Origin of the sequence: Pseudomonas sp. W5-36, from assembly GCF_046540455.1 — a bacterium.
GTDB lineage: Bacteria > Pseudomonadota > Gammaproteobacteria > Pseudomonadales > Pseudomonadaceae > Aquipseudomonas > Aquipseudomonas graminis_B.
The window spans coordinates 284,902-301,184 of sequence record NZ_JAXCIQ010000005.1; the positions used below are offsets into that span (position 1 = coordinate 284,902).

24 protein-coding genes are annotated in these 16,283 nt (G+C 52.9%); 6 read left to right on the forward strand and 18 right to left on the reverse strand.

The features are described 5' to 3' along the window. Positions 1 to 20: 20 nt before the first annotated feature. A complete protein-coding gene (locus tag SLW74_RS11775) occupies positions 21 to 284 on the reverse strand; it encodes a hypothetical protein (protein ID WP_410928964.1) in 264 nt (87 codons plus the stop codon). Between the two features lie 215 nt (positions 285 to 499). On the opposite strand from SLW74_RS11775, the gene SLW74_RS11780 reads away from it, so the two are divergent. From SLW74_RS11780 to SLW74_RS11790, 3 genes are all read left to right on the forward strand, one after another. Then, entirely contained in the window at positions 500 to 1,228 is a 729-nt protein-coding gene (locus tag SLW74_RS11780; protein ID WP_410928965.1) for a hypothetical protein, read from the forward strand. 616 nt (positions 1,229 to 1,844) lie between these two features. Beyond that, positions 1,845 to 2,513: a hypothetical protein gene (locus tag SLW74_RS11785; protein ID WP_410928966.1), complete on the forward strand. Its 669-nt coding sequence runs from the start codon at positions 1,845 to 1,847 to the stop codon at positions 2,511 to 2,513. 307 nt (positions 2,514 to 2,820) lie between these two features. After that, positions 2,821 to 3,552 carry a hypothetical protein gene (locus SLW74_RS11790; RefSeq protein ID WP_410928967.1) on the forward strand — a complete coding sequence of 244 codons (732 nt, stop codon included), beginning with the start codon at positions 2,821 to 2,823 and terminating at the stop codon, positions 3,550 to 3,552. Between the two features lie 425 nt (positions 3,553 to 3,977). On the opposite strand, the gene SLW74_RS11795 is transcribed toward SLW74_RS11790, so the two are convergent. The 7 genes from SLW74_RS11795 to SLW74_RS11825 form a co-directional block, all read right to left on the reverse strand. Further along, positions 3,978 to 4,241, reverse strand: a complete 264-nt coding sequence (locus tag SLW74_RS11795; RefSeq protein WP_410928968.1) for a hypothetical protein — start codon at positions 4,239 to 4,241, stop codon at positions 3,978 to 3,980. 205 nt (positions 4,242 to 4,446) lie between these two features. Next, positions 4,447 to 4,956 carry an SMI1/KNR4 family protein gene (locus SLW74_RS11800; RefSeq protein ID WP_410928969.1) on the reverse strand — a complete coding sequence of 170 codons (510 nt, stop codon included), beginning with the start codon at positions 4,954 to 4,956 and terminating at the stop codon, positions 4,447 to 4,449. Positions 4,957 to 5,001: 45 nt separating this feature from the next. Then, entirely contained in the window at positions 5,002 to 5,532 is a 531-nt protein-coding gene (locus tag SLW74_RS11805; RefSeq protein WP_410928970.1) for a hypothetical protein, read from the reverse strand. Positions 5,533 to 5,624: 92 nt separating this feature from the next. Then, positions 5,625 to 6,056: a hypothetical protein gene (locus SLW74_RS11810; protein ID WP_410928971.1), complete on the reverse strand. Its 432-nt coding sequence runs from the start codon at positions 6,054 to 6,056 to the stop codon at positions 5,625 to 5,627. A gap of 41 nt (positions 6,057 to 6,097) precedes the next feature. Next, on the reverse strand, positions 6,098 to 6,370 hold the full coding sequence (locus tag SLW74_RS11815) for a hypothetical protein (RefSeq protein ID WP_410928972.1): 273 nt from the start codon (positions 6,368 to 6,370) through the stop codon (positions 6,098 to 6,100). A 62-nt stretch (positions 6,371 to 6,432) separates the two neighbouring features. After that, the gene (locus SLW74_RS11820) at positions 6,433 to 6,735 is read right to left on the reverse strand and encodes a hypothetical protein (RefSeq protein ID WP_065989087.1); all 303 of its coding nucleotides are present in this window, start codon (positions 6,733 to 6,735) and stop codon (positions 6,433 to 6,435) included. Between the two features lie 277 nt (positions 6,736 to 7,012). Further along, positions 7,013 to 7,546: a hypothetical protein gene (locus SLW74_RS11825; RefSeq protein WP_065988958.1), complete on the reverse strand. Its 534-nt coding sequence runs from the start codon at positions 7,544 to 7,546 to the stop codon at positions 7,013 to 7,015. Between the two features lie 324 nt (positions 7,547 to 7,870). Between SLW74_RS11825 and SLW74_RS11830 the strand changes: the two genes are divergently transcribed. After that, the gene (locus SLW74_RS11830) at positions 7,871 to 8,611 is read left to right on the forward strand and encodes a hypothetical protein (protein ID WP_410928973.1); all 741 of its coding nucleotides are present in this window, start codon (positions 7,871 to 7,873) and stop codon (positions 8,609 to 8,611) included. A gap of 278 nt (positions 8,612 to 8,889) precedes the next feature. Here the strand turns inward: SLW74_RS11830 and SLW74_RS11835 are convergent, their stop codons facing one another. The 4 genes from SLW74_RS11835 to SLW74_RS11850 form a co-directional block, all read right to left on the reverse strand. Then, on the reverse strand, positions 8,890 to 9,207 hold the full coding sequence (locus SLW74_RS11835) for a hypothetical protein (RefSeq protein WP_410928974.1): 318 nt from the start codon (positions 9,205 to 9,207) through the stop codon (positions 8,890 to 8,892). A gap of 127 nt (positions 9,208 to 9,334) precedes the next feature. Continuing rightward, complete coding sequence (locus SLW74_RS11840; protein WP_410928975.1) at positions 9,335 to 9,634, reverse strand: hypothetical protein; 300 nt, start codon at positions 9,632 to 9,634, stop codon at positions 9,335 to 9,337. A gap of 146 nt (positions 9,635 to 9,780) precedes the next feature. After that, positions 9,781 to 10,044: a hypothetical protein gene (locus SLW74_RS11845; RefSeq protein ID WP_192173541.1), complete on the reverse strand. Its 264-nt coding sequence runs from the start codon at positions 10,042 to 10,044 to the stop codon at positions 9,781 to 9,783. Positions 10,045 to 10,221: 177 nt separating this feature from the next. Further along, entirely contained in the window at positions 10,222 to 10,752 is a 531-nt protein-coding gene (locus SLW74_RS11850; protein ID WP_410928976.1) for a hypothetical protein, read from the reverse strand. A 390-nt stretch (positions 10,753 to 11,142) separates the two neighbouring features. Between SLW74_RS11850 and SLW74_RS11855 the strand changes: the two genes are divergently transcribed. Together SLW74_RS11855 and SLW74_RS11860 are read left to right on the forward strand one after the other, a co-directional pair. Beyond that, entirely contained in the window at positions 11,143 to 11,685 is a 543-nt protein-coding gene (locus SLW74_RS11855; RefSeq protein WP_410928977.1) for a CbrC family protein, read from the forward strand. Beyond that, the gene (locus SLW74_RS11860) at positions 11,682 to 11,957 is read left to right on the forward strand and encodes a hypothetical protein (RefSeq protein WP_410928978.1); all 276 of its coding nucleotides are present in this window, start codon (positions 11,682 to 11,684) and stop codon (positions 11,955 to 11,957) included. The genes SLW74_RS11855 and SLW74_RS11860 overlap by 4 nt, the downstream gene beginning before the upstream one ends. A 2-nt stretch (positions 11,958 to 11,959) precedes the next feature. On the opposite strand, the gene SLW74_RS11865 is transcribed toward SLW74_RS11860, so the two are convergent. The 6 genes from SLW74_RS11865 to SLW74_RS11890 all read right to left on the reverse strand — a co-directional run bounded on the left by SLW74_RS11865 (position 11,960) and on the right by SLW74_RS11890 (position 15,989). Next, on the reverse strand, positions 11,960 to 12,247 hold the full coding sequence (locus SLW74_RS11865; RefSeq protein WP_074887899.1) for a hypothetical protein: 288 nt from the start codon (positions 12,245 to 12,247) through the stop codon (positions 11,960 to 11,962). Further along, positions 12,244 to 13,167, reverse strand: coding sequence for a hypothetical protein (locus tag SLW74_RS11870; RefSeq protein ID WP_410928979.1), 924 nt, complete (start codon positions 13,165 to 13,167; stop codon positions 12,244 to 12,246). Before SLW74_RS11870 ends, SLW74_RS11865 begins: the two co-directional genes overlap by 4 nt. Before the next feature lie 217 nt (positions 13,168 to 13,384). Beyond that, positions 13,385 to 13,660 carry a DUF6966 domain-containing protein gene (locus tag SLW74_RS11875; RefSeq protein WP_410928980.1) on the reverse strand — a complete coding sequence of 92 codons (276 nt, stop codon included), beginning with the start codon at positions 13,658 to 13,660 and terminating at the stop codon, positions 13,385 to 13,387. 55 nt (positions 13,661 to 13,715) lie between these two features. Continuing rightward, positions 13,716 to 14,117 carry a hypothetical protein gene (locus SLW74_RS11880; protein ID WP_410928981.1) on the reverse strand — a complete coding sequence of 134 codons (402 nt, stop codon included), beginning with the start codon at positions 14,115 to 14,117 and terminating at the stop codon, positions 13,716 to 13,718. Between the two features lie 142 nt (positions 14,118 to 14,259). After that, positions 14,260 to 14,484 carry a hypothetical protein gene (locus tag SLW74_RS11885; RefSeq protein ID WP_192173546.1) on the reverse strand — a complete coding sequence of 75 codons (225 nt, stop codon included), beginning with the start codon at positions 14,482 to 14,484 and terminating at the stop codon, positions 14,260 to 14,262. Continuing rightward, complete coding sequence (locus SLW74_RS11890; RefSeq protein WP_410928982.1) at positions 14,484 to 15,989, reverse strand: DUF6861 domain-containing protein; 1,506 nt, start codon at positions 15,987 to 15,989, stop codon at positions 14,484 to 14,486. Before SLW74_RS11890 ends, SLW74_RS11885 begins: the two co-directional genes overlap by 1 nt. Positions 15,990 to 16,283 lie beyond the last annotated feature (294 nt).

The following is a 16,283-nucleotide window of genomic DNA, read 5'->3' on the forward strand; positions in this document are numbered from 1 at the left end:
CTGAGTTGCGGCGGCGTTTGCTAGATCGCGCTGCCTCGGTTCCAGCCTGGCTTTTGCATCAGCAATTCGTCCATCTCCCTCCGGCGGCAACGGTTGACGAATTCAAGCGCTGAGGCGAGATCGTGGTGGAAGCGTTCGGACATCTGTTGGTCTATTGCGTAATATTCTGCGTAGTCCACAAAGCCGCTGCTCACCGGAAACGATACGTAGAACTGGCCTGAGGTTTCTTCGACTCCCAGGGAGAACATCTCTTCGCGGTTTACGTAAGTGTCGCTGAATGTCATCGTTCGTAGGGCTCCAGTTTGCTTGCTAAAGCAGCTTTAGCGCTGCCTCATTATGCAATATCAGGTAAAGCTCGCTGCGCAAAGCTTTACCTGGGTTGGTTGGCGGTGAGCAAGGCAGTGCGAATGAGGTCGAGTTTTTGTCTGGTCAACCGCTAGTGACCGACGATGAACGTATGTGCTTATGTGCTTATGTGCTTATGGGCTAGGGAACGGTAATGATTGATGCGCATAATCTCAAGAAGGTCAGTTGGACATTGCTAACATTCCTTTTATCCATGATGGCCCTAGGTCCATCAAATCTTGAATTTTTCTGGCATCTGTACCTCGTGGTGGCGCTGCTGGCGATTCTGTGGACTCTCTACCTGGTTTATTTTTGTGAGAGATTTACCGTTTATATGATCTCGCTGGTCGTGGCGTTTTTAGGCGCGTTTTGTTCACCAGTCTGCTCGGTCGCGTATCTCGCAGCAGGAAGCATCTGGGGCAAAGAGGGTCTTCTGCCCTTATTGCTAGGGTGCGCCCCGGTTGGTATCACGCTGCTGACCTACTATGCACTGGCCAGAGGCAGGTCATCCTTTCATCCGTTCGAATATAACGGGCTAAAAGTCCAGCCGAGGTATCAGGATAGGCAGCGATCAACTGCCTCGTATAATCCCGTGTTAGTTGCCGGAGCTACAACCTTGGCGGCAAGTATCACTATAAATTCACTCGGCCATTTAACTGCTGCAATGGTCGCTATGGTTGGACTGCAGGCGTTTTGCATCGCCGCGTTGTTTCACGCTCGGCACATCATCAGGGGGCTACGCGCACTCCGCCTTCAAGAACAATCAATGCCTACGCCCTACACGTTCATGCAAATTGACCAAATTCGCGAAGCGCGGAGTCGTTGGTATTTGGGCAGATTGTTTGCGTTGATCGCTTCTTGGAGAAAATCACGAGACAACTGATTTTTCGATTCGTCTCGACTTGGTTTGGTGAGTATCTCGCGTCGCTGATTTGTGAACGGTTATAGCGACGGAAACGGCGCGGTGTGGGTTGACATCATCCGATAGCCCGGCGGGATGGAACCGGAAGGCAGTTGCAGGGCAGAAGCCAGTGCCCATCCGCCGATGGTGCGCGTCTGATACCTTTCGATAATCCCGGGGCCCTTTTGCTGCGCTGTCTTCCTGCAACGAGGCGGACTGCTGGGAACTCCCGAACACGATACGCAACGCTGCGCAAAATCGATTCTCCGGGTTGACAGGGAGAGGCTCAAAAGTGTCTCCTTTCTCGCGGTGACGCCTGTAACGATTCCGAGGCTGTGACCGCCTTCGCGGTTCATCCCCTGCGAAAATATGAGATGTCTGACTTCCGGGATACTTTTAGCAGCCGGTTGCAAGGCTTGGAATTCAAATACGGGGATAGTTGCCGCCGATTGCAGTTTTTTTGTCCGAAAAGCTATCGCTCACTACAAGCGTTGATAGAACGACCGGGAATTCATCATTAATGTGCGGATTGGAGTTATCTGGTTCAATGAATACGATGTATGATCCAGACCCGCGTACAATTAAACGAGGTCCCCTGTTGACCTTTCTGTTTGTCGTGGGCGCAGGTGCGTTTGGTCCTGCTAACTTTCCTGAATGTACGTGGCTATATCTCGGTTTCGTGGCCTTATTTTTTTTATATACGCTCTATATGATTTACTGGTGTGAAAGTTTCACCTCTTTCACGCTCGGCATGTTTTCGTCATTTGTATTCTCGTTTGGCGTCGCTGCGGCGGGTCTAGCCCATGTCGCGCTTGTCGTAGATTTGCACGCTTCGAGATCCCAGGCTGCCGTTGCAAATATAGGGCTCGTTGCGTTGATGGGATTGATCTACGTATTTGTCTATTTTTCTCCTCGTAAGAGTTTTCCTTTTCAAACCGATGGGAACAAGGTTTCACGTGTCGCTATGCGAAGCAGTGATTACAGTCCCGGCCTCATTGCAGGTGTTGGTTCTGTGGCATCAGCTCTTTTGATTAACTCTGTGTCATCACTGACGTCTAGCGCCGTCGCTGTGATGGGCGTCTTTTTTTGCTGCGTTGCCCTCATGCTTTATGAACGTGATGCGATTAGCGGCCTGCGCACCCTCCGTTCTCGGGAGAAGTCCATGCCTGCTCCATTCACCTTCAAGCGAATCGACGAGATCCGTAAAGCCCGCAGCCGTTGGTGGATCAGTAGATTGTTCAAGTGGATTAGTTCCCGGCACCAGTGACCAGGTGCATGATTAAAGGTGATTCTGCGCACGCTGAATTGTCTCTTCGCGTATTCACCCAAGGGGTAAAGGAGATTTACATGATCATGCACCTCGCATCGTTTCTCGCGCCACAGAACGTACAGCTGATCGCGTCCAGGCTCTGCCAATCCGAAACCGCCGAGTTGCGCGCTGTCGACAGACGCAGGATCTCTAGCCAATCAAAGTCTGTGCTTGAGGGTATGGATTGGGTTGGAATATTTATTGATCCATGGGTTGAGGCAAACCGATAAAGAATGCGTTGAAGCGTTGAAAGGGATACTGGCTGATGATTTTGGACTCCGATTATCTCAAGCACGGTGCTTGGGTCTCGTTTATCGCACTTGTCTTTTCCATGGCTATCGGGCTCTCTGCGGTTCCGCTCTTCTGGCCAGCCTATATTCTGGTTTTTCTCTTGAAACTTAGCTGGTTTCTCTACCTGATCTATTTTTGTGAGAGGTTTACATTTTATTTGTGGTCAGTCCTAGCCAGTGTGCTGAGCTTCTTGATCGTACTAGCAGGCAGTGCCGTTTACGCTTCCGCTGCCGACGTGTGGGGCCCGGCAAGTGCCGAGGCATTCATTGCAGGATTGTTACCCGTGGCTTTAGTATTTTTTACTTATTTTATAATCGCGCGCACAAAACCGTCGTTTCATCCGTTTGAATACAGTGGAAACAAGGTAAAGGTAGTGCCGAGAATTAGTCAGAGTAAGTCAGCAAGGTATCCGGCTGCGTTGTTGGCTGGTGCCTCCACATTAGTCGCGAGTATCTTCGTCAAAATCTTTGGGGTACCCGCAGCGGGAGTTGTTGGTGCGGTCGTCCTGACGACCTGCGCTTTAGTGATTCTTTACCACCTGCGTCATTCAGTTAGAGCGCTGCGCACGTTGAGCATAAAAGAAAAAACCACATCAGGGCGCTACACGTTTATGGAAATCGACGGCATCCGCGAAGCGCGCGGTCGGTGGTGGATCAGTAGATTTTTCACCTGGGTTGCCTCTAGGTGCGCCTCGACGGACGGCTAGGCCATTCGGGGTATGGTAGCCCGTATTTCCCAGTACTTTCGGCAGGTACCCCGTACAAACGGGATTCCGGCAATCGGCTCTACAAGAATGCTGGAGTAACTATAGTTGATTTTGTTTCCCACTTGACGTAGCTAGTAGGCCGTCTGGCTCTGTAGTGCCCTCTGGATCTAGTGAATCCTCATGAAGACCTTGACCTTGACCCTGAACCTGCGGCGCCGCCGCGGTAGGGTAGATCACTAAATGTGTATCTGATGTCGGGCCAAGTTCAAGAGTGGCCATGGCTATGTCACCTTTAGGGATGATTTACACATGAGCCTCGACCACCTTTGTCGTTGGCATCGTAAATGACTTGGGAGAGAGTAGCCTTGCTGCTAAGCGTTTCCGGTCCTCAAGACGCTGCCATATTCGTGAATTGATTCGGCGAGTTATATAGCTTCCCCTCGTCTAGTTCCGGGCTTCTGTATGAGCAACTCGTCCAGCTGTCTGTTGCGGCATTTGGTAACGAACGTCAGTGCGGCATTCAGATCACTTTGGAATAGATCAAGCTGCGCGCGATCAATTTCGTAATATTCTTCATACTCAATCATGTCATTTCTCACCGGAAATGAAGCATAGAACTTTCCTGAAAATTCTTCTATTCCTAGTGAGAAGCGCTTTTCGCGATTGAAGTAAATATCTGTAAATTTCATAAGATCCTCTGCGATAGATCAGTCTTTAAAATTCGATCCGCGGATACCTCTTATTGATGCCGGCAGGTGTCCTCGATCACGTCGTGCAGAAGCGCGGCAGGTATCGCGATGGACAGATCACCGATTTCACTTTCCCGGTCCGCGAAAAATCAGTTCGTTCACGCTCACCATGCCACCTGGGCGAACCGCCCTAAAGAGTGATATCTCAGAAGGACAAATCGATGCTGACGATCTTTTTACTCTTTTCCAACGCTTCGCTATCGCTTGTCTCGTTTGGCGTTAACCGGTTCAGGAAGTCTTCCAGACTGGAAGAAATCAAGACATATCCCCGGTCGACACCCGCCGCGTCATGTGCCCAGTAATGAACGGCCCCAGTTGCTTTAGCAATGCAAAACTGGTCGCCCGCGGGCGATTCGCCGAAGGTGTAGGTCTTGTCGGGGATTCGGCCGGAATACATGTTGTTCCTCTGGAAGATGTTGTATCCGTCGGGTGATAGGCCATAGATGATGTCCAGGTCGTAGGTCCCGGTCTGGCTCACGCACTGGGCACCTCGGGTGAAGACTACTGCTCCGCCTAGATCGGAGGAGAGATCCACCAATAGATCCTCAATCTCAATGACACATCCCTCCTGCAGAGGTTCGTCAATCTGGCGAGAGGTTGGGCTTGGGCAATGAGCACCGAGTACCTCAGACATTCTTTTGCTGATTGCTCTCATGTTACCGCTCCTGACCCGATGACCCAGTGCCAATCCTTCAAATGATTATGCTCCATCAGGAACGGAGTCAGGGCCGTTAAGCTTGTCCCGGACGTGGTGTGCTGTGCGCACCAAGGGATCCCACAAGCCTGCCTCGCTGTTCCAGGCAGCGCCTGCCCAACGTTGGTCGGCGGTCAACTCAGCCCTGCGTTCGACCAAGCGTCGTTTGAGGATATCTGAGACGGCACTCAAATCAATCTTGGGCAGCGCTGCATATGGCCCGTCTGGCTGCGCTTCTTTATTCGCGAGGCAGTAGCAGTAGCACCAGATCCAGCTTTGAGCCATATAGATCACCCGATTTTGATCTGGATAATGGTTGAGCAGTTTCAGCAAAGCCTGAACAAAACTCGCTGAGAATGAAGCGTTACGGGCGTTAAATTGCGGCATGAACAGCCGATCGAAAGCGACGACAACATTCTGAGGGTCGGCGTTGTCGTCTTTGGTCTCGAGAAAATAAAAGGGCTCGCCTGCGAGGAATCTGTCGAATTCATCGTGATGCAATGCAAGCTCAAGTACGTTGGCAGGTTCCTTGTTCATTCAGTTCTCCATCGTGAGCGTGTGGCGCGTGAACGAGGGTGATTTACGGCGTGGTCTGCGCGGGCTGCTTAATTGGAGGGAGACTACATCAGTTAGGTCGCTTCGAAGGCGTGTTCGGCTTCGATTATGATAAGACCCAGTGACAGGTTGTAAGGCCACTGATCCGTAATGACTCTAGCCATCCCGAGCTTACGATGGCTGATCAGTTCCGGAATCTCGCCTCGCGAAATCAGGTGTAAAGCCTTCAGTAGTACTGCTTTGAAGCGAATGAGTTGATCCTCGGTGGTGATCTCAAAAATCGCCTGCCGCCGGTCAGTCAGTGCGCAGTCAATTGCACGAAGGGCCGCTTCTATTTTTTGTTTGGCAGTTTCTCTGCGGTTCATCTTGGTGGCGTCCTGCATGACTTTTCTTCCGTTTTCAAGACTCAGAAGCTCCCGGCCCACGTGACCAAAACTGCCAGCAGCATACCGGTGATGGGCGCCGGTTGAGGAGAGCGGGCGTTGCTCAAGCCAACCGAACGCCATCAGCGCCTAGTGGTTTTGAGACCTGAATTCACGCATCCATTTCAGGGCAGGCGTTTCTCCCCCTGTGAGCTCAGTGCAAAAAGTTGCAAACGCCTGCTCAAGCGCTTCATACGCCTGGAGGCCTCGTTCGCTAAAGCGGTATCGCCCCGGAATCTGGCCCCACTCCCAAGGCGTCGTAATCGCCCTTCCATGACGAGCTTTAGCAGAGGCTTCAGTTCAGCGTATAGCTCCGCTGCCTCAGCATCGAGATCGGCATACGCCTTGAGATGGGTTTCCAGGTTGAGTGCTGCAGCGTGAAGCTTGTTGTTACTCATGGTGAGTTCCTTCGCATGCAGCTGTGCGTGCAAATCTTTTGTAGATAGTGAGCTCGAACGTGTTACTTGCCGCGTCTCGCTTTGAAGGCTTTGAGAGCGTCGGATTCGCCGCCGGTAAGCTCAATGTAGAACGCAGCGTATGCTTCGGACAAATCACTGTAGCCTTGGAGATGGGTCTCCGAGAGCAGCCTGTAGCCTGGGATATCTCCGATTTCCACCGCCTGAAGAATGCTGCATCGCTCGGCCCGCTCGATAAGGTCCTGAAGCGAACCCGATAGTAACGCTGCGGCAGGGTCAACGACTGCGTATTTATCTAGCGTGCGCTGCAGCTCACGCGCCGATGCCTGGAGTTTGTTTTTATTCATCGCGGCCCTCTTCAAAACTGCCTTCCTGCGCATTACAAAAGCTGACCCTGCTGGTCAGCGCTCCGCGGCAAGTTGCCGGTCTAAACGGGATTTCAGTCATCCTCTAGCCCTCGCTGCTCAAGTGGTGTTGAAGCGAGCCGCCACGGCTCTGCTGATGGTTGGGTAACCGCACCTTCGTGGCGTTCGGGCCGCAGTCCGCAGGCTGTGATCTGAGGGTGATGCGGACTCATGGAAACACGCTTCGAATCGGCGCAAATGCCAATAGACGAACGTCCCGCTAGAGATTATCAGGCACGAAGTCGGGACCTTCAAACTTGTCCCGAACGCCTAACGCCATGCGCATCAATGGCTCCCAGAGACCTTGCTTACTGTTCCACGACTCGCCTGCCCACCGCGTGTCGTTAATCAATTCAGCTTTGTTGGCCTCAAGTTCATGCTTGAGCGCTCTTGCGATGCCAGCTGTATCCATTTCAAAAAGGTCACCATACTTGCCGTTTGGATTTGACTTCTTTTGGATGAGGCAATATTGGTAATACTGGATCCAGTAAGATACAGCATAAATCGCTCGATTTTTGTCTGGGTAGGTGTCCAGAGCCTTTAACATTGCTGTTGCAAATTTGACCGCAAAGGTTTGATTCTTGGTTTTTGTCCAATAGTCGAGCACTAACAAGTCGAAGGCAGCCTTCACGTTTTGTGGTTCTTTGGTGTCTACCTTGGCTTCTTGAAAATAGATGGGCTCGCCGACTATAAATTTGTCGAGTGCGCCGTCCGCTAGCGCGATAAGCAACACATTGTCCAGGTTATCTGTCATTGGATTTGACCCCTTGCGCAGTCAATTGCATGAATGGCCGTCGCTATTTTTTGTTTTGGTGGTCTCGCTGCTGCTCATAGTGAGGGTCGCATCCATCATGATTATCCTTCGGTTTCCAACGGTCAGAGCCTACACGGCCAACGTTACCAAGCTGCTCGGTAGCATACCGGCGATGCGCGCCGGCCGGGTAGGATGAGCGCCACAGCGTGAAGCCCCGTACTGTTCGTATGGAATTGCTGCGCACGTAGCTATGGTGCAAAAGCCAGCCGCGTGTTCGCTAAGTAAAAGCCCTCGACCCATGTGACCCACAAGGAAGAACTTCTGATGACCAACGATCACACCCCCGACTTCACCAAAGTCCCCGCCGGCCTGACGCCGTTCCCTCCGATTGAAAACGTGTTTGTCGCCGATCAACTGGAGCTGGCCAACCATCTGCACCCTTTGTTCAGCGTTGATATCAGCACCGTAAATCCCGAGTGGTCGGGCGTGCTGCACATGCTCAGCCCGCTGGAGCCCTACGAGAGCCTTGTTGGCGAGCTGACCGAGTGGGACGGGTACCACGGTGATTTGCTGAAAACCAACTGGATCGGCTTCGCGGTCGAGCACGGGCGTTACCGCTTGTGCGGCGACCCGCGCTATTTTTTTCTGCATGAGGGTAACGCGCACCTGACGGACCCTCATCCAGGCGCGAGAGCAGATTTGGAGCAGCACTACGCTGAACAGCACAGTGCGTTTATCAGTACCGTCGAGCGCTTTAACACCAGCGGGGTGCTGGCGCGCGAGCAGGGCGACCCGCTTTATCCGGTCGAGTTCGTCTCGCAGTTGGGCGGTGAAGTCGATGGGGTCGCGAACTGGGTGGAAACGGTCGAGTTTCCGATGCAGATCGTTGAGATCGATGCAGACCGCGGCGACACGAATGTCTATCCGCTGAGTCCTGCGGGCAACCGGTTTTTCCACGTGGCGAGCGTTCCGGGCTGGCATTACCGAACGGCCGGCGCAGACCTGATCGTGATGTTCTACGAGCCAATTGAGCGCTTGGTTTTGTTTACTTTCGATTACAGCTGAATCCATGAATACGGCGAACGCCGTCGGGGTGAAGCTCTCGACTCAAGACAAAGCCCAGCACAACGTGGAGACAGAAAGGGGCGCCGCTGAGGCGTACACGCATTGGCCCAAGCGAAACAGAAGCAAACCTGCTTTCCTTAGTGTCCCTCTGCAGCCGTTGATACCGGGTAGGGCATTAAGGCCCTAGCTTCGATTATGGCTATGTATTGACCTAGTGGGGCTGATCGATGTGGTTACCACGCGCGCTCGCATTATGGCGAGAGCAGTCTAGATAGCATTTACTCACCGTTCTGCCCATTATTCCTAGATTCGATCCATAGGCTCAGCGACAGTGGTTCGCCGCCCGTCACCTCGATCGAAAAATCAGCGTACGCGTCTTCAAGCTCGCCGTACCGTTGAAGATTTTTCTCGGTAAACCGATAGTGGCCAGGTACTGCTCCTATCTGAATGGGTTCGGATAGGTGGCCCGCTTTTGCCAGCTCCAATAACGGCTTTAAATCGGAACAGAGGGCAGCAGCTTCGGGATCTATTTTTGAGTATTCATCGAGCTGATGTTGGAGCTCTAAGGCAGTGTTTATTACTTTTTCGATATTCATCGCTAATTTCCTGCGATCTCTGGTGCCCGCCCGGGGGCAGAGCACGTTTACGTTCATGCGCGTCGTTTTAAGCGAGACAAGGGAAGGGTGCAGCTGAAGCTAGCACGTATCGGTGGAATGCGGGTTGTCACTTCATCTGTTCTCGAAGCCACTTCAAAGCTGGCGTCTCTCCCCCTGTTGCCTCAATCGAAAACTCCGCGAATGCATTTTCCAAGTCGCGATACTGCTGGAGGTTTCTCTCTATAAAGCGATAACGTCCCGGCACGTCTCGTACTTCAAGCGGGTTCGTGAGCGTGCCAGCTTTTGCATGTATCAATAATGGCTTCAAGTCAGCATGAAGAGCCACGGCTTCAGGATCTATCTTGGAATGTATCAACAGCTGGTATTCAAGGGCAATGGCTAGCTCTTTGAGTCTTGGAATGTTCATGGTTAATTCCCGATTGAGCCTATGGGTTTGACGGATGACCAATCTCCGCGATTAGGAATAAGGTACCACGCCGCGCCGTGCTGCTGGGTACCGGAGGTTATCCATTTCCAGCAGCTGCTGCCATCACTATGTTTGGCTTGAGAGTGTCAGTCAGGCGAACCTCTCACATCTCCAGGCTTTTGGATAAGCAACTCGTCCAGTTGTCTGTTTCGACATTTCGTGACAAACGCTAATGCAGCGTTAAGGTCCTTTTTAAATAGTTCGAGCTGTGCATGACTAATCTCGTAATACTCTTCATAGTCAGTCATGCCGTTAGTCACCGGAATTGAAGCATAAATTTTCCCCGAGGACTCCTCAATACCTAGGGAAAAGCGCTCCTCGCGATTAAAGTAAATGTCTGTAAATTTCATAAGGTTCTTTTCGGTAGTAGAGTGGTTATAAATTGATCCGCGGATAATTTGCCAGCATCAATAATGGCGTGAAAGATTTCAACTAAGCTTACAACTCGTGAAGTTAAAATCAGCTTCCACGAAACCTGCGTGCTTTCGTGAAAGCTTTTAGCGAAAGTACCACGAGCGAAGGTCCCGCTAAAGATTATCAGGCACGAAGTCCGGACCTTCAAACTTATCCCGCACGCCTAGCGCCTCGCGCATCAACGGCTCCCACAGACCTTGCCTACTGTTCCAGGACTCGCCTGCCCACCTCGTATCGGTAATCAAGTCAGCTTTATTGACCTCAAGTTCGTGCTTGAGCGCACGGGCGACGCCAGCTGTATCCAGTTCAAAAAGCTCACCATACTTGCCATTTGGATTTGCCTTTTTTTGGGTTATGCAATAGTAGTAATGCTGGATCCAGTCGGATACAGCATAAATCGCTCGATTTTTGTCTGGATAGGATTCCAGCGCTTTGAACATTGCTGCTGCAAATTCGCCGGGAAACGTTTCATCTTTAGTCCTCATCCAATAGTCGAGTACCAAGTTGAAGGCAGCCATCACGTCTTGTGGTTCTTGGGTGTCTACCTTGGCTTCTTGAAAATAGAAAGGCTCGCCGACGATAAATTTGTCGAGTGCGCCGTCCGCTAGCGCGATCAGCAACACATTGTCCAGGTTATCTGTCATTGGGTTCACGTCCTTGCGCAGTCAATTGCACGGATGGCCACCTCTTTTTTTGTTGGCGGTTTCCCTGCGGTTCATAGCGGGGGTGGCATCTGGCATGATTAATCCTTTCGTTTCCAGGGCCCAAGGCCTACCCGGGGCACGTGACCATACTCCAGCTAGCATACCGGTGATGCGTACCGGCCGGGTAGGATGAGCTCCTCAGCTTGAAGCTAGATATTAGCTATGGTGAATTTGCTCCTCACGCAGCTGTGTTTCCAAGCCAAGCGCGTGTTCGCTGATCGCCATGGAGATGTGCCGATTTATGGTCACCTGGATGAGCAATCCGCCATTTTTTTGCTCGATTCAATTAGCGTGTAAGAATGCGATTAAGCAATCACCAAGGATGCGTTTATGACACTGCCCCGCTTTATCTACCATCCCGATCCCGTCGGTACCGGTTCGGTGCAACCTTCTTCCGTCACGTGCGTGAGTTGCAATCAGGCCCGCGGCTACATCTACATAGGGCCGGTATACGCCATTGAGGAATACGAAAACTCTATCTGCCCTTGGTGCATTGCAGACGGGAGTGCGCACCAGCGTCTGGGCGCGACGTTTGTGGATGACGAAAGTATCGGCCTGGATGGCGAAGACACGCTGAGCGAGGCGCAGATCGCCGAAATCTGTCAGCGCACGCCTGGTTTTAATGGCGGGCAGCAAGAATGCTGGTTCACTCACTGCAACGACGCGGCCGAATTCATCGGTAAGGCCGGCCATACAGAGTTGCTTGAAATGGGGCCAGCAGCCATCGCCGCCGTTCAGGACTCAACGGGGTTGGAGGAGGGGCCGCAGTGGCAAGCGTTTTTCAATGCCCTGGATAAGGATCATGGCCCTACCGCCTACCTTTTCAAATGTCGCCACTGCGCCACGCTGGGCGCTTATCAAGACAACCATTGACGCACAGCGTTGAGATCTATATTGATCACCGCGAATCGACTGACGAAACCATGAAGGTGTATTTGGGCAAGACCCCGCCCTTCCTGGTCTCGGACACTGACTTGAAAGACGTGGAAATCCAGCGTGTCCCCAACGGCCTGCATATCAAGCTGAAAGGAGCCATCTCGGATTACAGCAGCGACCTTTACCTGAAAGACGGGGACACTTACACCACTTACCGTGTAAGCCTTGAACAAGTCGAAACCCGACCGCCCTTGCCGAGCGGTCGGTGAGCTTATTTCAATAAGGCGATCACTGCGCAGGCAAGCATGATCAACAGCGCCGGCCACTGCATCGGTATGAAAAAGAAGTGGTGGCGAACACCATCGGGGTGAAGCTCGCGATTCAACACAAAGCCCAAGACAACGTTGATGGCTGAACCAATACCCAACCCCATCAAGAGTTGCATGAGTGAGGTATTTCCGGGCTTAACGCTGGAATCCGGCCATAACCACATCATTAACATCAACATCGCTAATGGTGTGAACAACGTCATCCAGCCTGCGCCGCGATAGATCATCATCGGACGTTCATCTCAAAAACATTAGCGGCTGGCTTGCGTGCCTGCTCTTCAACCGCCAATACGACATCGAGCGTGCTGAGGAACAGGTCATGGCTCAGGATGCCGGTGGCGATGGTTGACAATACGGGCTTGCCGTTCTCGTCCTTGATCACTACGTTTTCGGTCCAGGCGTTGAGGTCTACCGTGCGCAGTGACGACACCGGCACTCTGTTGCCTTGGTACTCGAAGAAGTCCCGGCTCAGAAGAATTGGCGCCGTGGTCACTTTAAGGAAGTTGCCCGTTACTCGCTTGCCCCAGACCTGCTTTGAACTGATGCAGTTGAAGGTGACCGACTGGCCCGCCTCCAGCGCTTCCGCCACTGCCGGCAGCCGCGCCCGTACGTGTAAGGCTCGGACCAGCTCCTGAAATGCCTGGAAGCCTTTCAACGTATCGATAACCCGATGGAAGGGCTCTGAGGCATTACGACGATAGGCAAGGTTTGTGATCAGGCCGGTCAATACAGTTTGCCCGGAGCTGAACAGGTACAGGTCTTCTATCTCGGCAAACGCCGTGTAGTCGCGCTGGTCTTTAGTGATGCGCACGATGCCGTTTCCATAAACTTCGTAGTGGGTACTACGCAGCTTTTTTTGCCAAACGGTGGTACCCAATAGGCATAGGCCTACAAGGGCCAACAAGCCGGTGGTGAAACTAAACACCATCTGCTGGCTGGCGAAATTGAGGGTCATCCCGCGGGACGTGTGAAGCGTGACCGGGGCGTTGTCGCCCATCGGCACAATCGTAGACAGATAGAAGACGAATGCGGCGAGACCCAAAAACACAACGGCCAATATCAGGCCGAAAACCAAAAAGGCCTTGCCTTGGCGGAACGTCGCGATCAGCTCGCCGGCGTCGGAAGAAGTGTGGGAGTTGTTTGGTTGCATGAGTGTTTGCGTCCTTGTCTTTGAATGGGTGCGCGGCCTTAGGCGCGGGGCAGGGTAGATGGTGCTTTTTTTCTAGGGAGTGGAGCGGTGTAGCTGGATTCATGGCATGCCCGGCGTGATTACTATCAACGCTTCCTGTGCCCATGCTGTTTTGTTGAGCTGCTCCCCAACCTTGCTGGTCGGCGGCGGATGCGACAGCGATGGGGTACAGAGACAGCTAATGTTGCATGCAGAGCTCATATAACCGGGTGCGCAATTCGGCGAACTCATTGTTTTCGTCGATCAAGGGCTGTCCGTTACAGTACAAAACGATGTCGGTCAGGGACCCCATTCCTCCATACAGTCCGATTATTTGCGAGAGTGCGAAATCATAGTCGTGAGGCAGATTTGCTCGATAATCATCAAGGTGCTCAGCCCATCCGTCTTTGTTCCCGGCACGTAGCAACGCGGACATGCGGGTCATCGTCGCACTTATCGAAATGCTGTTTGTCATCCCAGAGGCCCTGATCCGATTACGCCAGCTCAACTCAACTACCAGGGATTACAGGCTACGTTTCCCGGCAAGTCCCTGGTCCGAAGGTGATTTCAGTAATAGGCTCGGCCTGGCTGCTGGAGTAGCTGTAAGTGATCTTGTTTCCCAGCGCTAGCATGAGCAAATAGGCAGTCTGGCTGCACAGCGCCTTCTGGATCTGTTGAGTCAGGTAACTCTCGTAGTACACCCGTTCACCTGGGCGATTTGCATAAACAGAAAGCGTGATCTTGTAGAGCACGGTGTGATCGGCATAGCTGATATTGTCGATGCGGGTCATAGGGTCGAGCATGATGGGAAGCTGTTTCTGTTGCTCGGCAATCACGGCTTCAAGCGCTTGCTCACTGTCCTGAGCGTAGGTCGGTGTTATGCCGCAGAAGGCTATCGCTGAGGCAACCAAGCATCGGATTAAGCGGGTCAAAATAACGTTCCTTGTTGTCGTTTACACGATTGGTGATTCAGGCATAAATCTTTCTGCATGGAGGTCTGTATCGTGAATCAGGCACAGGATGACTGGTGGCTCACAACGGCGATTACTGTGAACCATTCCGCGTGCCGTTGACTTACTTACCTCGATCGTACTCAGCTTTAGTCATCTCCTCACCGTAGCGAAGAGCGTCATTGAAAAGACGGTTCTCGTGCGGAACGGGCTCGCGGCTTTCCTGCTCTCCATAGAACCGCACAAATACCTGCTGGGAAGCGTGATCCCATCGATAAGTGACATCCTCGAATGGGTAATCGACGTAAACATCTTCTTTAGCAAAGCGCTCCCCCTTGTTGATGCCCATTACAATCCCCTCACTGTGTCGTAGTAAGCCTTGCTTTTCGTGGCAATAGCCTCGGCACCGCTGGAAGTTGGATTCATTGTTCGCCAATCCTCATAGTAAGCATGTCCAAGACCGCCCGGCACACCGGCCTTGGAGGCCACGGCGTCATAGGTGTCGCTCCCCAACAGGTTTCTGGCCAACGCCTCAGGCTCTTTAGCAAAAATCATTTGGGGAGAGTTCACTTGAATTTCACCGGGTATGCCGGCTTTGGTCATGAACGATGAATTGACCCCACTGTAGCCAAGTGGGTCTGCAGCACCATCGATGATTTTCACCTTGGCACCGCGTTGCGCCAACTCCTGAGTAACTGACGCAATTTTGTCTGCGGGCACAATGATCGTGTTACGTGCCAGGTCCTTGATCTTTGTAGGGTCACCGCCGTAGTCATTGGCGATCTTTTCCAATGCTCGCGCCCTTGATTTGATCGGTGCTTTTGCAACCGTGCCGCCGTACTTGGCAGCGATCTCATCAGCCACGGCGTCTATCTCGGCCTTGGCTGCACCGGCTTTTGCATAGATTTCTTCGAAGGTTGGGCGTGTTTTGGGTGGTTTGGTAGATTTGGAGCTCTCGTTGGGCAGCGGTGGTTCAGGCTCAGCCTTTTTCAATGGCGTCACATCTTTCGCCTGCAATTCCGGCTGAGCCAGAATCTTCTGTTCATTGCGCGCTAACCACGCCGCGAATTCCTTGTTCGAAATGTCGGCCTGTAGCTTGGCGCTGCGGGTAGCGATGCTCTCCAGACTGTTCATCACGCCGGCCTTCATCTGCCCGCGCGTCAGATAAGTCACGATGGCCGTTAGCAGCAGCATCACCAGTTGCTCTTGCCCGCGAGCCAATTGCCGAGCGGCGCGTTCGGTGCGTTCCTGGACCTGCGCAGCGGAGCCGCCAGTCGGGTCAAGGCCTGCGGGTTTCAAGCCATCTTCCGCGTGCCAGGCGGTGGCGAGCCCTTCCTGCAATGTCGACAAGCATGCAGGCAGGCCCTTGTAGAAATACTCCGCAATGGCCGACAGACCCAGTGCCATGAGAATCACGTTGCCCACTTGCAGGCCGATCCCCGCGCCAGCCACGGCCCCTGGTGCTGCGCCAATACCAAAAGCCCACGCGCCTGCAGCGCCGCCAAGAGCGCCACCCACTGCGACGCTGCCCCCAAGGATCATCACCACTTGCTGCACCAGCTTGATCAGTACCGGCAGAATTTCCTTGATGTTGATCGACGCCCATTTGCGGGTGAGATCGGACTGCATGATCGGGTAGGAGAGGGCCATCGCCTGCCGGACGTGATCGATACTGGCTCCGCCCATGTAGCCGTACGCCTGGCTGACGCCGTTACTCAGCCGGCGGCCCATACCGTCCCAACTGTCGTTCGCGCTCTGCAAACCGCTGCTGACGCCTTGGTTGAGGGCGTTAAATTGTTCGTCGAGGTTTCGCTCGATGTCGTCCCAGCTTGGCACGTTGGTTAATAGGTCCATTTACACATCACAGTCCTTGAGGGGGAAGCGCTGGACAGCGTCCCGATGGGCGTGTCTGTCGCGGCTGACCGTTATGGCTAGCAAGTCGCCAGCAGTAGACGTCAAGTCCGCTATCGACCGCTAACGTACGATTTAATTTCCGGCGATGCGCATTTTTCTCAGGTTTTTTACACTCGGCAATGATGGCAGAACACCGTCACTCACCCAACTGATCGCTATGGCCCTCGGCCAGCGCCTGTGACTACGGGCACTTCGACACATTCACCCGCCGGTTAAGAAATTTCAAACGGGATC

Bases quoted from the DNA above. Each gene is read 5' to 3' on its own strand.
- SLW74_RS11835 (WP_410928974.1), bottom strand. From the start codon at position 9,207: ATGAATATCGAAAAAGTAATAAACACTGCCTTAGAGCTCCAACATCAG.
- SLW74_RS11840 (WP_410928975.1), bottom strand. From the start codon at position 9,634: ATGAACATTCCAAGACTCAAAGAGCTAGCCATTGCCCTTGAATACCAG.
- SLW74_RS11810 (WP_410928971.1), bottom strand. From the start codon at position 6,056: ATGGCGTTCGGTTGGCTTGAGCAACGCCCGCTCTCCTCAACCGGCGCC.
- SLW74_RS11890 (WP_410928982.1), bottom strand. From the start codon at position 15,989: ATGGACCTATTAACCAACGTGCCAAGCTGGGACGACATCGAGCGAAAC.
- SLW74_RS11885 (WP_192173546.1), bottom strand. From the start codon at position 14,484: ATGGGCATCAACAAGGGGGAGCGCTTTGCTAAAGAAGATGTTTACGTC.
- SLW74_RS11850 (WP_410928976.1), bottom strand. From the start codon at position 10,752: ATGACAGATAACCTGGACAATGTGTTGCTGATCGCGCTAGCGGACGGC.
- SLW74_RS11790 (WP_410928967.1), top strand. From the start codon at position 2,821: ATGATTTTGGACTCCGATTATCTCAAGCACGGTGCTTGGGTCTCGTTT.
- SLW74_RS11795 (WP_410928968.1), bottom strand. From the start codon at position 4,241: ATGAAATTTACAGATATTTACTTCAATCGCGAAAAGCGCTTCTCACTA.
- SLW74_RS11825 (WP_065988958.1), bottom strand. From the start codon at position 7,546: ATGACAGATAACCTGGACAATGTGTTGCTTATCGCGCTAGCGGACGGC.
- SLW74_RS11805 (WP_410928970.1), bottom strand. From the start codon at position 5,532: ATGAACAAGGAACCTGCCAACGTACTTGAGCTTGCATTGCATCACGAT.
- SLW74_RS11775 (WP_410928964.1), bottom strand. From the start codon at position 284: ATGACATTCAGCGACACTTACGTAAACCGCGAAGAGATGTTCTCCCTG.
- SLW74_RS11830 (WP_410928973.1), top strand. From the start codon at position 7,871: ATGACCAACGATCACACCCCCGACTTCACCAAAGTCCCCGCCGGCCTG.
- SLW74_RS11845 (WP_192173541.1), bottom strand. From the start codon at position 10,044: ATGAAATTTACAGACATTTACTTTAATCGCGAGGAGCGCTTTTCCCTA.
- SLW74_RS11870 (WP_410928979.1), bottom strand. From the start codon at position 13,167: ATGCAACCAAACAACTCCCACACTTCTTCCGACGCCGGCGAGCTGATC.
- SLW74_RS11800 (WP_410928969.1), bottom strand. From the start codon at position 4,956: ATGAGAGCAATCAGCAAAAGAATGTCTGAGGTACTCGGTGCTCATTGC.
- SLW74_RS11855 (WP_410928977.1), top strand. From the start codon at position 11,143: ATGACACTGCCCCGCTTTATCTACCATCCCGATCCCGTCGGTACCGGT.
- SLW74_RS11865 (WP_074887899.1), bottom strand. From the start codon at position 12,247: ATGATGATCTATCGCGGCGCAGGCTGGATGACGTTGTTCACACCATTA.
- SLW74_RS11780 (WP_410928965.1), top strand. From the start codon at position 500: ATGATTGATGCGCATAATCTCAAGAAGGTCAGTTGGACATTGCTAACA.
- SLW74_RS11820 (WP_065989087.1), bottom strand. From the start codon at position 6,735: ATGAATAAAAACAAACTCCAGGCATCGGCGCGTGAGCTGCAGCGCACG.
- SLW74_RS11815 (WP_410928972.1), bottom strand. From the start codon at position 6,370: ATGAGTAACAACAAGCTTCACGCTGCAGCACTCAACCTGGAAACCCAT.
- SLW74_RS11875 (WP_410928980.1), bottom strand. From the start codon at position 13,660: ATGACAAACAGCATTTCGATAAGTGCGACGATGACCCGCATGTCCGCG.